The 14,534-nt window shown below is 40.1% G+C and carries 14 protein-coding genes and 1 riboswitch; of the genes, 1 reads left to right on the top strand and 13 read right to left on the bottom strand.

All coding sequences use genetic code 11. The features are described from left to right. Positions 1-108 precede the first annotated feature (108 nt). The 8 genes from racE to ACZ5AE_RS22660 form a co-directional block, all read right to left on the bottom strand. The gene (gene racE / locus ACZ5AE_RS22625; RefSeq protein WP_464566783.1) at positions 109-903 is read right to left on the bottom strand and encodes a glutamate racemase; all 795 of its coding nucleotides are present in this window, start codon (positions 901-903) and stop codon (positions 109-111) included. A gap of 105 nt (positions 904-1,008) precedes the next feature. Then, positions 1,009-1,458 carry a MarR family winged helix-turn-helix transcriptional regulator gene (locus ACZ5AE_RS22630; RefSeq protein ID WP_464566784.1) on the bottom strand — a complete coding sequence of 150 codons (450 nt, stop codon included), beginning with the start codon at positions 1,456-1,458 and terminating at the stop codon, positions 1,009-1,011. A gap of 169 nt (positions 1,459-1,627) precedes the next feature. Beyond that, positions 1,628-2,917 carry an NO-inducible flavohemoprotein gene (gene hmpA / locus ACZ5AE_RS22635; protein WP_464566785.1) on the bottom strand — a complete coding sequence of 430 codons (1,290 nt, stop codon included), beginning with the start codon at positions 2,915-2,917 and terminating at the stop codon, positions 1,628-1,630. A gap of 143 nt (positions 2,918-3,060) precedes the next feature. After that, on the bottom strand, positions 3,061-3,285 hold the full coding sequence (gerE, locus tag ACZ5AE_RS22640) for a spore germination transcription factor GerE (RefSeq protein ID WP_019154738.1): 225 nt from the start codon (positions 3,283-3,285) through the stop codon (positions 3,061-3,063). A gap of 176 nt (positions 3,286-3,461) precedes the next feature. Then, positions 3,462-4,052 (bottom strand): class D sortase, encoded by a 591-nt coding sequence (locus ACZ5AE_RS22645; protein ID WP_464573712.1) that lies wholly within the window; start codon positions 4,050-4,052, stop codon positions 3,462-3,464. A 236-nt stretch (positions 4,053-4,288) separates the two neighbouring features. After that, positions 4,289-5,050, bottom strand: a complete 762-nt coding sequence (gene sdhB / locus ACZ5AE_RS22650) for a succinate dehydrogenase iron-sulfur subunit (RefSeq protein WP_464566786.1) — start codon at positions 5,048-5,050, stop codon at positions 4,289-4,291. Between the two features lie 21 nt (positions 5,051-5,071). Further along, positions 5,072-6,823, bottom strand: a complete 1,752-nt coding sequence (sdhA, locus tag ACZ5AE_RS22655; protein WP_464566787.1) for a succinate dehydrogenase flavoprotein subunit — start codon at positions 6,821-6,823, stop codon at positions 5,072-5,074. A 54-nt stretch (positions 6,824-6,877) separates the two neighbouring features. Continuing rightward, positions 6,878-7,486 carry a succinate dehydrogenase cytochrome b558 subunit gene (locus tag ACZ5AE_RS22660; protein ID WP_464566788.1) on the bottom strand — a complete coding sequence of 203 codons (609 nt, stop codon included), beginning with the start codon at positions 7,484-7,486 and terminating at the stop codon, positions 6,878-6,880. A gap of 419 nt (positions 7,487-7,905) precedes the next feature. Here ACZ5AE_RS22660 and ACZ5AE_RS22665 point away from each other — a divergent pair, with 419 nt between their 5' ends. Beyond that, positions 7,906-8,349, top strand: coding sequence for a YslB family protein (locus tag ACZ5AE_RS22665; RefSeq protein ID WP_464566789.1), 444 nt, complete (start codon positions 7,906-7,908; stop codon positions 8,347-8,349). Between the two features lie 25 nt (positions 8,350-8,374). Here ACZ5AE_RS22665 and ACZ5AE_RS22670 read toward each other — a convergent pair whose 3' ends face one another. The 5 genes from ACZ5AE_RS22670 to trxA form a co-directional block, all read right to left on the bottom strand. Then, positions 8,375-9,592 carry an aspartate kinase gene (locus tag ACZ5AE_RS22670; protein ID WP_464566790.1) on the bottom strand — a complete coding sequence of 406 codons (1,218 nt, stop codon included), beginning with the start codon at positions 9,590-9,592 and terminating at the stop codon, positions 8,375-8,377. 103 nt (positions 9,593-9,695) lie between these two features. Then, a riboswitch (Lysine riboswitch) is annotated at positions 9,696-9,873 on the bottom strand. 66 nt (positions 9,874-9,939) lie between these two features. Beyond that, positions 9,940-11,715: an excinuclease ABC subunit UvrC gene (gene uvrC, locus ACZ5AE_RS22675; RefSeq protein ID WP_464566791.1), complete on the bottom strand. Its 1,776-nt coding sequence runs from the start codon at positions 11,713-11,715 to the stop codon at positions 9,940-9,942. A 40-nt stretch (positions 11,716-11,755) separates the two neighbouring features. Next, complete coding sequence (locus ACZ5AE_RS22680; RefSeq protein ID WP_464566792.1) at positions 11,756-12,601, bottom strand: carbohydrate ABC transporter permease; 846 nt, start codon at positions 12,599-12,601, stop codon at positions 11,756-11,758. A 133-nt stretch (positions 12,602-12,734) separates the two neighbouring features. Beyond that, on the bottom strand, positions 12,735-13,595 hold the full coding sequence (locus ACZ5AE_RS22685; RefSeq protein ID WP_464566793.1) for a metallophosphoesterase family protein: 861 nt from the start codon (positions 13,593-13,595) through the stop codon (positions 12,735-12,737). A 498-nt stretch (positions 13,596-14,093) separates the two neighbouring features. Beyond that, the gene (gene trxA / locus ACZ5AE_RS22690; RefSeq protein WP_464566794.1) at positions 14,094-14,408 is read right to left on the bottom strand and encodes a thioredoxin; all 315 of its coding nucleotides are present in this window, start codon (positions 14,406-14,408) and stop codon (positions 14,094-14,096) included. Between the last annotated feature and the right edge of the window lie 126 nt (positions 14,409-14,534).

Below are 14,534 nucleotides of genomic sequence, written 5' to 3' on the forward strand. Positions count from 1 at the left end.
AATGAAAATTCGCCGATTGGTGAATCTTTTAGGACGAAGACAGAGAGATAGTGGAATTTATATTTTCTTATTAGCTCAAAAAAAATAGAGCCCACTAGAGACTCTATTTTACAATTTTATGTTTTTTACATTATCAATAGTTGTGCCGAGCCATTGCGAAGCTATTTTTGAAAAAATCCGAGTGGATCCAGTAGTGTAGAATTCATGCCCCAGTTCCTGCTCGTCAGATTCAAGGATTCCTTTATATTGGAGAATAGCGCTAATCTCCCTGGCTGTTTCATCACCTGAACTGATGACACTAACCTTTTCACCCATAAATTTTTTGATCAACGGTTCGAGCAGCGGATAGTGGGTACACCCCAAAATAAGCGTATCCAAGTTTTGATTCAATAAAGGCTGCAGCGCTTCATCCACAATTTTCGCAGCAATCGGACCATCGTATTCACCACTTTCCACAAGCGGCACAAACTTGGGGCAGGATTGACTTTTGACAAAAAGACGGCTGTTAAGCGATTTTAATGCCTTTTCATAGGCACCGCTTTTAACAGTTCCATCTGTCCCAATAATTCCAACACGATAGTTTTTTGTCCGTTTTATTGCCGCTCTTGCTCCTGGGTTTATGACCCCTAGAACAGGTATCGATAATTCCCTGCGAATGTCATCGAGCGCAGCTGCTGTCGCCGTATTGCAGGCAATTACCAGCATTTTTATCTTTTTTCCTAATAAAAAATGGGTCAATTCCCATGTGAATCTTTTTACTTCTTTTGTCGATCTTGGGCCGTAGGGACAGCGCGCGGTATCACCCAAATAGATGATTTTCTCGTTTGGCAGCTGCCTCATGACCTCCTTTGCAACGGTCAGGCCGCCGACACCAGAATCTATAACACCAATTGCTTGCTTCAAACTTTTCGCCTCATTTTACTATCAGCAGCTTCTAAATATTCCGAACGCATCATATTAACTGCGCTTCAAAAACGAACCTTTGGCCCGCCAATCCGGCTGCTGAACTTACTTCATTTCCTGATGTAGTTTTATTAAATTGTTTTGCAAGTATTGAACTTCTTCCTTAGTGAAATTTTTTAAGACTTCTTCAAGATAGAATTGACGTTTTTTAATCACTTCATCAATGATTCTCTTTCCTTCTTCGAGAAGATGGATCCTCACAACTCGGCGATCGTTTGTATCTTTTACCCGCTCTACCAAAAGATTTTTCTCCATACGGTCGACCAGATCAGTCGTAGTACTGCAGGCTAAAAACATTTTAGTAGAGAGTTCGCCAATTGTCATATCCCCGTCTTCAAAAAGCCATTGCAAAGCAACGAATTGAGGAGGAGTAATTTTATAATTACTCAACATCTCTCTTCCCTTTTGCTTAATTATACCTGATATATACCGTAGTTCTTTTTCAATATTTGCGACAACGTCCCCTGTCACTTTTTGGGAATTTTCGAGTTTCATTTGTTCTACACCCCTAAAATAGGCTTCTCCTCATGACATGACCAAATTTAAAATACATTCAAGCATGTACTTATTGTCTACTTTTTTCAGGAAAATTTCAAGCCGGAACTGTTTTCTAAAGCTTCTAAAAAAACTGGCAAGATGAAGGAGCTTCATCCTGCCAGTTGGATTAGTCAATCTCTTCCAGCTTTCCAAAGGAGCCAAAAAATTCGTAATGGATCCGTTCTTCTGGTACCCCCCATTGTTTTAAAGCTTTATTAACAACTTTCATGAATGGCTCTGGTCCGCAAAAATAGAAATCGGCATCCTTCGTCGGTAAAATTTGCTGCAGCCAATCCAGGGTAAAATATCCTTCTTTATCGAAATTTTTCAATTCAATATCTTCTTCGGACGGTTTCTCGTAGATAACGTAGGAGTGTACGTTTTTATGTTCTGCGGCCAGATCATTTACATGTGATCTAAAAGCATGCAAATTTTTGTTTATCGCCGCGTGGATATAATAAATTTCTCGATTCGGGCTTTCGTTTACGGTTGTGTTTAACATGGCCATCATTGGAGTAAGACCAACCCCGCCGCTAATTAATACTAGCGGAAGACTCGTATCCAAATCTAAATAAAAATCACCGGCAGGTGCCGTAATCGGTATCGTATCTCCCTCTTTTAGATGAGTATGCAAAAAGGTGGAAACAATCCCAGCAGGAATGTTATCCCCTTTTGGGTCTTCCCGCTTTACACTGATTCGGTAATAATTCTGCCCCGGACGATCGGATAAACTATATTGGCGTAAATGGGTGTATTGTTCACCTGGAATCTCCAGTTTTACGGTAATGTATTGACCGGGAATATAGCTTGCAATCTCCTTACCGTCTTGCGGCTTTAAGTAAAACGAGGTGATGACATCGCTTTCTTTCACCTTTTTTTCCACAACAAAATTCCGGTAGCCGGCCCAGCCGCCAGGCATTGTCTCCGCCGTTTTATACATTTTATTTTCCATTCTAATAAACACATCTGCAATAACCTCATATGCATCTGCCCACGCATCTATAATATCAGGTGTTGCCGCATCACCTAATACTTCTTTGATGGCTCCGAGCAAATTTTCACCAACTATCGGATAGTGCTCCGGCTTAATTTGCAGGCTTCGATGTTTTTCACCAATTCGTTCGAGAACGGGCATAATTTGGCTGAAATCTTCGATATTTGCAGCTGCCCCGTAAACAGCATCCGCCAACGCTTTAGGCTGGTGACCTGTTATTTGGTGCGTTTGATTGAAGATATTTAGTAGTTCCGGATGCTGCTTAAACATACGCTTATAAAAATGTTTAGTTATTTGTTCACCGTGATCCTTCACAATCGGTAATGTGGCTTTTATGATTTCAAGCTTATGCGGATCAAGAGTTTTGACCGTCTTTACGACCTCTTGCCAAGAATTTTTTTCTTTAATTTTCGTAACTGACATAAAATATTTCTTACCTCCTTTAGCCTTACAACTAAAGTATTTCCTGCTATGATGATGATAAAGAAGGAAAGTAATGTTATGTCATACAAAAAATTGTCCATATAAATGTATGAACCGGCGTCCCATAAGGATGCCGGTCATGTTTAAAGTTCTAGCTCTCCCATACGAAGGAGTTCTACAACTGCCTGTGATCGCCCCTTCACACCAAGCTTTTGCATGGCATTCGAAATATGATTCCGAACTGTTTTTTCGCTGATAAATAATTCACTAGCGATTTCTTTTGTTGTTTTGTCCTGTACTAACAGTTCGAATACTTCTCTTTCTCGTTTGGTGAGTAATGGCTTGTGAGTATATTCATTCTCCTTCAAGTATTGTAACCCTCCTTGCCTTCGCCAGTTATGCACCGGGGGTGGGTATATATTTAGTCACCATATCTTATGTGAACTGGTCAGGGGGAGTGACTATATTTACTCGTTATATATGAGTTTTATGAAAAAACTTCCAAAAAAAAAAAACATTCTAAAAACAGACAAGAGCCCTTCTTTTAAGAGCTCTTTAGCTTTGCATATATAATATATCGTTTTGGGGCGTTCCCAACGTAACGGAATGGGTAACAGGTGGTAAGTATTAATTCTTCCTTCTTGTTTTGCAAGGTGATGATACTGGTATCGTCTGACTTTACGATCTTCGTATGGGTAATTTCATAACTGAAATTTCCGTATGGCATTTGCATTTTTAATGTGTCACCTATTTTGAGCTTACCTAAATTTCTAAATACCGTATCCCGATGGCCCGATAAAACTATTTGCCCTTTATCACTGGGAAAATAAGATCCTTTATAATGCCCGACCCCTTTTTCTAAATCATCCGGATTGGTGCCTTCCACTATGGCGAGTTCTGCATTAATTTTTGGAATGGCAAGAATACCGACTGTGTCTCCCATATCCGGAAGCGGAGCGGATTCATCACTCTTGGCTATTTTTGCTGAAGCCTTTTTTGGTTGGTCCCGAATTAATTTTTTTGCTTCTTGAAGTGAGACTTTTGTTTGCATTTTTGTATCAGCAATCTGCCATACCCCGACACCCAGAACTATTAACCCTGCAACAATTATTAGAAGTGGAATCTTTGATTTCAACATCAATACCGCCTTTTCAGAAAGCTCCTCATTTTAATTCCAAGTATAACAGACAAGTCCTAAATCAACTATATTTTTACAGTAAATTGAGACAAAATTTTAAAAATTATTTTTATTTAAAGCTAAATCTTGTATATCCTTTTGACTAGTGAAAGACGACGTTTATGCCTAAAAAAAACCTCCTTTTCATAGAGAAAAGAAGGTTTTTTCATATCCAGGCGTTTCTACTTTTTTAGTTAGCTTCTGTCGCTTCCGAAGAAGTTTCTGAATGCTTGGAATGTTGTTTCACGATTCAATGCTGCAATGGAGGTAGTCAATGGAATACCTTTTGGACAGGATTGAACACAGTTTTGTGAGTTACCGCAGTTCGCAAGACCGCCTTCGCCCATGATGGTTTCCAGACGCTCCGCCTTATTCATTTCACCAGTTGGATGGGCATTGAAGAGGCGAACCTGTGATAACGGTTGTGGCCCAATAAAGCTTGATTTGCTGTTAACATTCGGGCATGCCTCAAGGCAGACACCGCATGTCATACATTTTGAAAGCTCATAAGCCCACTGGCGTTTGTTCTCTGGCATACGAGGTCCTGGTCCAAGGTCATAGGTTCCATCAATTGGAATCCATGCTTTCACTCTCTTTAACGCATCAAACATTCTGCTGCGGTCAACTTGAAGGTCGCGCACAACTGGGAATGTCCGCATAGGAGCTAAGCGGATCGGCTGCTCCAACTGATCGACTAACGCCGAACAGGATTGGCGCGGTTTTCCATTTATAACCATTGAACAGGCACCACAAACCTCTTCAAGACAGTTCATATCCCATGTGATTGGGCTGGTAGCTTGTCCTTTTGCATTAACAGGGTTTCTCCGAACTTCCATTAACGCCGAGATAACGTTCATCCCTGGGCGGTATGGAACTTCAAATTCTTCCTCATAAGGGGCAGAATTTTCATTATCCTGACGTTGAATAATAAATTTTACAGTCTTAGTTTCAGCCATTTTATCTTCTCCCCTTTCCTTTTAGTGTTTTGTTGTGTAGTCGCGTTCCCGCGGCTTTAGTAAGGAAATATCAACATCTTCATAATGGAACGCTGGGGCAGATGATGCATCGACAAATTTAGCCATCGTTGTTTTTAAGAACTCCTCATCGTTACGTTTAGGGAATTCAGGCTTGTAATGAGCGCCGCGGCTTTCATTACGGTTGTATGCTCCAAGTGTAATAACGCGTGCCAATTGAAGCATGTTTTGCAGCTGTCTAGTGAATGCTGCACCCTGGTTGCTCCATTTAGATGTATCGTTAATGTTGATTTTTTTATAACGCTCAAGTAGTTCTTGGATTTTTTCATCTGTTTTTAATAGCTTGTCATTGTAACGTACTACTGTGACGTTATCGGTCATCCATTCCCCAAGCTCTTTATGAAGAACATAGGCATTTTCATTACCGTCTAATGACATAACATTGTTCCACTTTTCTTCCTGCTCTTTAACATGACGGTCAAAGACAGTAGAAGAAACAGCATCAGAGCTCTTTTCAAGACCTTCTATATACTTGACTACATTTGGTCCAGCAACCATTCCACCAAATACAGCGGAAAGAAGTGAGTTTGCTCCAAGACGGTTCGCACCATGCTGAGAATAATCACATTCTCCGGCAGCAAACAAACCAGGAATACTAGTCATTTGGTCATAATCAACCCAAAGTCCGCCCATTGAATAGTGAACGGCAGGGAAAATTTTCATTGGGACTTTTCGTGGGTCATCGCCAACGAATTTTTCATAAATTTCAATGATACCGCCAAGTTTAACATCCAATTCATGAGGATCCTTATGAGATAGGTCAAGGAATACCATGTTTTCACCGTTTACACCCAATTTTTGATTAACGCAGACATCAAAAATTTCACGTGTTGCAATATCACGTGGTACCAAGTTTCCATATGCAGGATATTTTTCCTCTAGGAAGTACCAAGGCTTTCCGTCTTTGTATGTCCAAACACGGCCGCCTTCACCACGTGCAGATTCACTCATTAAGCGAAGTTTATCGTCGCCAGGGATGGCAGTTGGGTGAATCTGAATCATTTCACCATTTGCATAATATGCACCCTGCTGATAAACAATCGATGCTGCAGAACCAGTGTTAATTATTGAGTTTGTAGATTTACCAAAAATAATACCAGGTCCGCCAGTTGCCATTATGACGGCATCCGCAACGAATGATTTGATTTCCATTGTTTTCAAGTCTTGGGCAACAATTCCACGGCAAACGCCTTCCTCGTCAACGACTACGCCCAAAAACTCCCAGCCTTCATATTTAGTAACAAGTCCCGCTACCTCGTGGCGGCGAACTTGCTCATCCAATGCATATAAAAGCTGCTGACCAGTTGTTGCACCAGCAAATGCAGTTCTGTGGTGTTGAGTTCCTCCGAAACGGCGGAAGTCTAATAAGCCTTCCGGAGTACGGTTAAACATAACACCCATCCGGTCAAATAAATTGATAATACCAGGCGCGGCATCACACATTGCCTTAACCGGAGGCTGGTTAGCCAAGAAATCTCCGCCATAAATAGTATCATCAAAGTGAATCCATGGGGAGTCCCCTTCACCTTTAGTATTTACTGCTCCATTAATACCGCCTTGGGCACAAACAGAGTGAGAGCGTTTAACAGGAACAAGAGAAAATAATTCTACAGGAGTTCCGTGTTCCGCAACCTTAATAGTTGCCATCAAGCCGGCCAATCCGCCGCCGACAATGATCACTTTACCTTTACTCATCGTGACTCACTCCCTTAATCCAAATCCAATATTTTTCCAAAAATCATTAATTTATCAAACAAAAGCTAAAAGTGTTTGAACTGCTACGATAGATAGAAGTACGAAAACTACCATCGTAAAATATGTAGCAATAGTTTGTGACCGTGGGGATTGCGTAATACCCCAGCTTACCATGAAGGACCATAATCCGTTCGCAAAGTGAAAAATAGCTGAAATAATACCAATTACATAAAACGCAAACATGATTGGTGAAGAAAGAATATCATGCATCATTTGGAAGTTAACCTCAGCACCGAATGCAGCGGCAATACGTGTTTCCCAGACATGCCATGCGATAAAAATAAGAGTGATTACCCCTGATACACGTTGAAGCAGGAACATCCAGTTTCTAAAGAAACCAAATCTTGAAACATTGTTTCTTGCTGTAAATGCAATGTACAAGCCATAGATTGCATGGAACAGCAATGGTAAATAAATTACTACTGTCTCAAGGACAATTCGGAACGGAAGTGTCCCCATGAAATTTGCTGCCTTGTTGAAGGATTCCACTCCTTCTGTTGCAAAGTGGTTGACAATCAGGTGCTGTACAATGAAAACCCCGATTGGGATAACCCCTAGCAACGAGTGCAGCCTCCGATTGAAAAATTCGCGATTCCCCGCCATTGATTTACCCCCTTTTAAATTTTAAAAAATGATGTTAAGTTTTTACTTCCTTCATTAATATAACCTAGCATCACTGTGACAATTATGTGACATGTCCATTTTACTCCCAACATCATAGAGCGTCAAGGAAACGGATACATAAAAAAGCGATGAAAACTAAAATTTTTATAATATATTGATATTATGACAGATATGATTTTCGGCATGCTTCTAATTTGTAAGCGCTTTATTTTTGCTTGTAATTACCAACATCTTACGGGAGAATTTTTTTCCTGCATCGGATACGATAATTATGATAAGAAATAAGAACAAATATTGTAAAATAATAATTTTTTTGCGACTTCTTTACATTATTAGAAAACTGTACTGAAACAGCACTCGATTTGTATATAATAGAATGATAGAAAGAGGGGAAGTAAATGAAAGATAGTGCAGTAATGGACCAAGACCTACAAATGCCGGAACCAAGGACAATCTCTATATTTGGCTATGAATTAATTAGAGAAGTTCTTATACCTGAGCTTTTTGGCAAGGACACTCCTGAAATTCTTTACTGGGCAGGGAAACGTCTTGCCCGAAAATTTCCTTTGGAAAGTTATGAAAGTGTAATTGATTTTTTTGCAAAAGCTTCTTGGGGTGAGTTAGAAATTAAAAAGGAAGCAAAAAATGAGCTGGAATTCGAGCTGGCAAGTCCAATGATTGTATCGCGCGTTAAATCAAAAGCGGAGAACTTCTTTCAACTTGAAGCCGGTTTTCTTGCTCAGCAAATCGAAGTCCTAAAAGGGGCCATCGCTGAAACCTTCGAACACCCAGTCAAAAAATCAAACAAAGTTTGCTTCACCGTAAAATGGGATAAAGACTAAAAGAAAGGGGGCAGGCCCCCTTTTCTTAGTTTTGCCCAAGTTCAAAGGCCTCGTGCAGGGCTTCTACTGCTTTGAGCATATTTTTTTCTTCTACTACAGCCGATACTTTGATCTCTGAGGTGCTGACCATCTTTACAGGAATATTGCTGTTGGCCAGAACCTCAAACATTTTGGCAGCCACACCAGGATTAGAGATCATTCCGGAACCAACAATTGATACCTTTGCCAGTTTATTTTCAGCATCAAGCTGGTCATAGGCAAGTACTTCTTTATTGTTTTCAAGTACATTTAAGGTTGGGATCCAATCATCGGTATGAATAGAAAAGGATAGATTAGCAGCACCCTCTTCTGTTGTGCTTTGAATAATAATATCCACGTTAATATGATTTTTGGCCAATGTTGTAAAAATAGTAGATAAACTTGTTAATGAATTTCTAAGCCCTAAAACAGTAACCCGTGTAATGCCATCCTCAAACGCGACACCGCGTACGACTAAATTTTGTTCCATCGTTGCTTCCTCCTCAATTACAGTTCCTTCAACCTTCTCCATGCTAGAGCGAACCTCCAGCCTTACTTGATAATTTTTTGCAAACTCGACCGCTCTTGGATGAAGAACTCCCGCACCCAGATTGGCCAGTTCAAGCATTTCATCATACGACACAGATAATAATTTCCGAGCGTTCTTGACGTAACGGGGATCTGTTGTAAATACCCCGGTTACATCAGTATAGATATCACATTTATCCGCATTTAGGGCAGCCGCAAGTGCAACAGCAGTTGTATCCGAACCGCCTCGGCCGAGCGTAGTGATTTCCCCTTCTTCTGTAACCCCTTGGAATCCGGCAACAATGACGACTTTTCCTGCCTGAAGCTGTTTTTGAACAACTTCAGTGTTTATTTTCGAAATCCTTGCCTTTCCGTGAACAGGCTCTGTCATAATTCCAGCTTGCCATCCAGTAAAGGAAACAGCCTCTAGCCCCTTTTGGTTTAAGGCCATCGAAAGCAAGGCGATTGTCACCTGCTCACCTGTTGAGAGCAGCATATCCATTTCCCGCTTATTCGGCTGCTCGGATATTTCTTTTGCCATATTTACCAGCTGGTCCGTCGATTTTCCCATCGCCGAAACAACCACCACTACTTGGTTTCCGCGTTCCATTTCCTCCCGCACACATTCTGCGACATTTAGAATTTTTTCAATGCTGCCAACGGAGGTCCCGCCAAACTTCTGTACTATTAAACCCATGTCTTCCCCTTCTCTCAGTCATTCTTGTAAAAAAATAAAAAGCAATGGGAACACATCCCATTGCTTTGAAAACACAAAATTAAGATTTTCGCGTTAGTAGACAATGAAAGATAGCGCTCCAAGACAACGGTCTTGACAATCCGGCATTTTTTCAATGACGAACCAGCGGAGAAAATAATGAGAGTTTCCCTACTTCGGCGAACATTCCCTTTCAAAGCCCATCGTTGAAGCTCATCCTTCTCCAAGCCTTTACTATTGAAGCTCGCACCTCTACCTTCACTTTACTTATAAAAGTGATAGTCTATTAAATTTTTATTCATTATAGCATAGTAATATTAGAGTGACAATTATTGTGATTGAAGTTTTTTTATTAATTCTACTGCCACATGTTGGGGAATTCCAATTCCTCTAAATTCTTCAAGGGTTGCCTCTTTCATTTTCTTAACGGAGCCAAATTCCTTTAATAGCTGTTTTTTGCGTTTTTCGCCAATCCCAGGAATATCGTCAAGTAAGGATTGGAATGCAGTTTTACCCCGTGTCTGCCGGTGGAAGGTAATCGCAAAACGGTGCACTTCATCCTGGATTCGCTGGAGCAAATAAAATTCCTGGCTATTCCGGGCAAGCGGTACAATTTCTAATGGATTCCCATACATAAGCTGTGATGTGCGGTGCTTCTCATCCTTCACCAGTCCAGCGAGAGGAATGTCCAGTCCCAATTCATTTTCTAGCACATCGCGGACAGCTTCCACATGTCCCTTTCCACCGTCAATGATGATCAAGTCAGGCAGCGGAAGCTCTTCCTTTAGAGCTCTCGAGTATCTTCGTCTTGTTACCTCTCTCATTGATTCATAATCATCCGGGCCTTCAACAGACTTTATTTTATATTTCCGGTATTCCCGCTTGTTTGCCTTTCCATCTGTAAAAACAATCATCGCTGAAACAGGGTCTGTTCCTTGAATGTTAGAGTTATCAAAGGCCTCAATTCGGTGTGGCGTATATATGCCAAGCATTTCTCCGAGGTTTTCAACAGCTTTAATTGTTCTTTCCTCATCTTTTTCAATAAGAGAGAACTTTTCATTCAAGGCGATTTTCGCATTTTTAATTGCCATTTTGACAAGGTCCTTTTTCTGACCCCGCTGCGGCTTGATGACTTTTACTTCCAATAACTGCTCAGCCATGTACAAATCCACATCGTCTTGGATGAGAATTTCCTTGGGTTTAAAATGGTTCGTCTTTTGATAAAATTGGCCAAGGAAGGTGAGAATTTCTTCTTCCGGCTCATTATAGATAGGGAACATCGAAACGTCTCGTTCAATCAGCTTCCCTTGGCGCACAAAAAACACTTGAACACACATCCAGCCTTTGTCAACCGCATAGCCGAATACATCACGGTCAGTAAAATCAGTCATCGTGATCTTTTGTTTTTCCATGATCGTTTCAATATGAATAATTTTGTCACGGAACTCCTTTGCTCTTTCAAAATCAAGCTCTTCCGAAGCAGCCTGCATTTTTTCTGTCAAATCCTTTTTTATTTCCTTATAGCCGCCATTTAAAAAGCGGGTAATTTCATCAGTCATTTGTTTATACTGTTCTTCTGAAACCTCATTTACGCAGGGCGCCAGGCACTGACCCAAGTGATAATACAGGCAGACCCGGTCAGGAAGCGTGGAACATTTGCGGAGCGGGTAAATCCGATCAAGCAGTTTCTTTGTTTCGTTTGCTGCCCCTACGTTGGGATATGGACCAAAATACTTACCTTTATCCTTTTTTACTTTTCTTGTAATAATTAGCTTGGGATGTCTTTCCGCAGTCAGCTTAATAAATGGATAGGTCTTATCATCCCTAAGCATGACATTATATTTCGGGTCATATTTTTTTATTAAATTTAATTCAAGCAGAAGTGCCTCAATATTAGATGAGGTGACAATATATTCGAAGTCTTCAATTTCATTGACAAGTCTTAATGTTTTTCCATCATGGGAACCGGTAAAATATGACCGTACTCGGTTCTTTAATACCTTTGCTTTCCCCACATAAATAATCGTGCCCTGACGATCCTTCATCAAGTAGCAGCCGGGCTGATCCGGCAGCAATGTAAGCTTTTGTTTTATCGTCTCATTCATTCCGGCCGCTCCTCTCCGCCTTTTTTAGAATCATTGTCTTTTAAAATTTTAATGCAATCCGTCGATAAAGGAAAGTGGGAGTCTCTAGAAAAAAAGAAAAACCGGAGTTGTCCGGTTTTTTCTTAGTAATAAATAGGATCCAATTCGAGGAATTGTTTGGACCACCTTGTGTTAAAAATGCGATTAAATCAAACACCTTAAATGAACCAATTAGGAGTGTAATAAATAGAAAAGCATTTGTTGGTCCAAGTAATGGCAAGGTGATTTTAAAAAACTGCTGAAGCGAAGATGCTCTATCTATACTTGCTGCTTCATATAATTCCTCCGGAATACTTGATAGGGAAGAAAGATAAATAATAATTTGATAACCAATGCCCGCCCAAATCGAAATGATTATAATTGAAATTAATGAGGTTTTCGGGCTTGCCAGCCACATTGGTGTATTCTCTATCCCCATACTCGCTAAAAATTGATTAATTGGCCCGAGGGATGGATGGAAAAGTGCACTCCATACAGCACCAATAGCAATAATTGAAGATATACAAGGGATAAAAAATGCAATCTTAAAATAACTGGACATATATACTTTTGTATGAATAATGACGGCAAGAACGATTGCAAGGAACATCCCAATCGGAACAGTAAAAATGGTATCAAACCCGGCAAAATGGATAGTTGAAAGTCCACCGACCATATTCCAATCTGAGAAACATAGTACTAGTGAAAAAATAAGCGGAAAAATATAGAGCAATAGAATTCCAATCACTTCTGGTAATAAAAATAGCCAGCCTACTAATCCTTCTTTTCTTCCATTTGTCCAGAACTTTTTTTCCGGAATTGGTTTCGCATTCACAGATACACCTGATTTAACTACTTTATTCTCCATGGCTGATACCTCCTTTTTTATCTTTATTTTCACTATAATAGAAATGTAGTTATGCGGTGATTCACGATTCTGACTATAATGTGCAAAATTTTTACCTACCTATAAAACAATCACATTTATAAAACAGAAATGATTATTTTAATCCAATGCTGAATTGAAATTCCGGAATCCACTGCCTGTTAGTGAAATCGCGCCCCTTAACAAGTACATGTTTTTCAAATACCTGCACATACAATCCCTGGCTTCCGGCCTGATCGATGACATCATCACCGCCCTTTCCGTCGGGTCCCCAAATGTCATAGACAGCCCCGCTATTAACCATATGAAAAGGATGCTCCACATACATGTTTGGAAAGTGTAAATCCCAATGTGAATGTCCGGAAAAAAAGAATACATTTTCCGCGTTTGCTAAAACTTTTACTAATTCTCGAGCCCGAATAACAGCATCCTTATAATAAGGCAAGTCTGTCCCATTTAAGGTGAAGGGGATTGGATGATGCAGAAAAACAAAAATTGGATTTGTGGCTTGCTTTAAATGTTCTAACTTATTTTCCAGCCATTTTAGCTGTTCGTGACTTAACACAGCAGAATCTTTCGTCGGAGATCCGATTGGCCCCCAGCTTTCTGTGCCTAAAAATAGAAAAGGATAGCCATGAATTTCCTTTTCATAATAAACCTTTTCAAGCTGACTAAATGCTAAAAAACGATTAATTGATGGCTCAATACCATCATTATTAAAAAACTCATGATTTCCAATGGTGTAGCACACTTCCTTAGGAAGAGAGTGCTGCTCTATTATTTCTTTGAATTTTCCATAACTTTCTTCTCCTCCATCATTAACCAAATCCCCATTAATGATCAATGCTGATGCATCCGGGTCAATAACATAAAGATCCTCCAAAGCATCTGCAAGTTTTTTATGGGAAAGCTCATTTTTTAATGTTAATTGAATATCACTTAAAACAAAAAAAGTAAATATGGGTTGTTTATCCATAATGTTCTTCCTCCTTCGTCTGTTTTTTTATGCCATCGTTCATTTGCGAAACAATTGATTCTTAACTGACTTTTCTGGGTTTGACACTACATTTACCTTAATCTCCGGATTTTTACAAATTTCCATCGACAACTACATGAAAAACCTTTAAAGCTTTGCTAAAAGTTTTAGGCTCTTTTCGTAAAGTTTGTTGTTTTTGGGAATAACACTGTCCGTTCCTTTCCGCTACAGGCGCTCAGCAAACCCGCGGGGAGGAAGTCGAGCCTCCTCGACGTTCCGTCTGCGGGGTCTCGACCTTTCCTCTATTTCCCGCAGGAGTCAAGCGCCTTTCGCTCCAATCCACTCGGTGTTTTCAATATAGTTAAAAGCAACAATCTCTGAGAAAAGAGCCAGGTTTTATAAAGCCCACAAAAAAACGGACATATATGCTGCTATTGCTAGCAGCATATATGTCCGGATTTATTACTAGTATGGTTCTATTAGATGCTCTTTTCAAGCTTAAATGTGCTTTTGAAGTAAGCCAGCTAAAGCTTCTTTTGGCTGGAAGCCGACAGTTTTGTCAACAACTTCACCGTTTTTCAACACTAGTAAAGTTGGAATGCTCATTACTCCAAAATTAGAAGCTGTCTGCGGATTTTCATCCACGTCAAGTTTCGCAATTTTGACTTTATCTCCCATTTCAGCATCAAGTTCTTCTAAAACTGGCGCAATCATTTTGCAAGGTCCGCACCATGGTGCCCAGAAATCTACAAGAACAAGGCCTGAACCTGTTTCAGCCGCAAAGTTTTGATCTGTTACGTGTGCAATAGCCATTTTTCATTGCCTCCCTAATTAATACTTAAATCTAACGAAAGTATAACATCGTTTGGAAAATCACGCTAATAATCTGTTTCGCAGGTAATTTTCCCTTTTTGCCTAGTAAGTATTCTATGCAAACTC

It is taken from the genome of Neobacillus sp. S1227 (assembly GCF_055385255.1).

What these genes read in the sequence shown, in the direction of transcription:
- ACZ5AE_RS22630 (WP_464566784.1), bottom strand. Translation starts at nt 1,458, where the DNA reads ATGAAACTCGAAAATTCCCAAAAAGTGACAGGGGACGTTGTCGCAAAT.
- hmpA (WP_464566785.1), bottom strand. Translation starts at nt 2,917, where the DNA reads ATGTCAGTTACGAAAATTAAAGAAAAAAATTCTTGGCAAGAGGTCGTA.
- sdhB (WP_464566786.1), bottom strand. Translation starts at nt 5,050, where the DNA reads ATGGCTGAAACTAAGACTGTAAAATTTATTATTCAACGTCAGGATAAT.
- sdhA (WP_464566787.1), bottom strand. Translation starts at nt 6,823, where the DNA reads ATGAGTAAAGGTAAAGTGATCATTGTCGGCGGCGGATTGGCCGGCTTG.
- ACZ5AE_RS22660 (WP_464566788.1), bottom strand. Translation starts at nt 7,486, where the DNA reads ATGGCGGGGAATCGCGAATTTTTCAATCGGAGGCTGCACTCGTTGCTA.
- ACZ5AE_RS22665 (WP_464566789.1), top strand. Translation starts at nt 7,906, where the DNA reads ATGAAAGATAGTGCAGTAATGGACCAAGACCTACAAATGCCGGAACCA.
- ACZ5AE_RS22670 (WP_464566790.1), bottom strand. Translation starts at nt 9,592, where the DNA reads ATGGGTTTAATAGTACAGAAGTTTGGCGGGACCTCCGTTGGCAGCATT.
- uvrC (WP_464566791.1), bottom strand. Translation starts at nt 11,715, where the DNA reads ATGAATGAGACGATAAAACAAAAGCTTACATTGCTGCCGGATCAGCCC.
- ACZ5AE_RS22680 (WP_464566792.1), bottom strand. Translation starts at nt 12,601, where the DNA reads ATGGAGAATAAAGTAGTTAAATCAGGTGTATCTGTGAATGCGAAACCA.
- ACZ5AE_RS22685 (WP_464566793.1), bottom strand. Translation starts at nt 13,595, where the DNA reads ATGGATAAACAACCCATATTTACTTTTTTTGTTTTAAGTGATATTCAA.
- trxA (WP_464566794.1), bottom strand. Translation starts at nt 14,408, where the DNA reads ATGGCTATTGCACACGTAACAGATCAAAACTTTGCGGCTGAAACAGGT.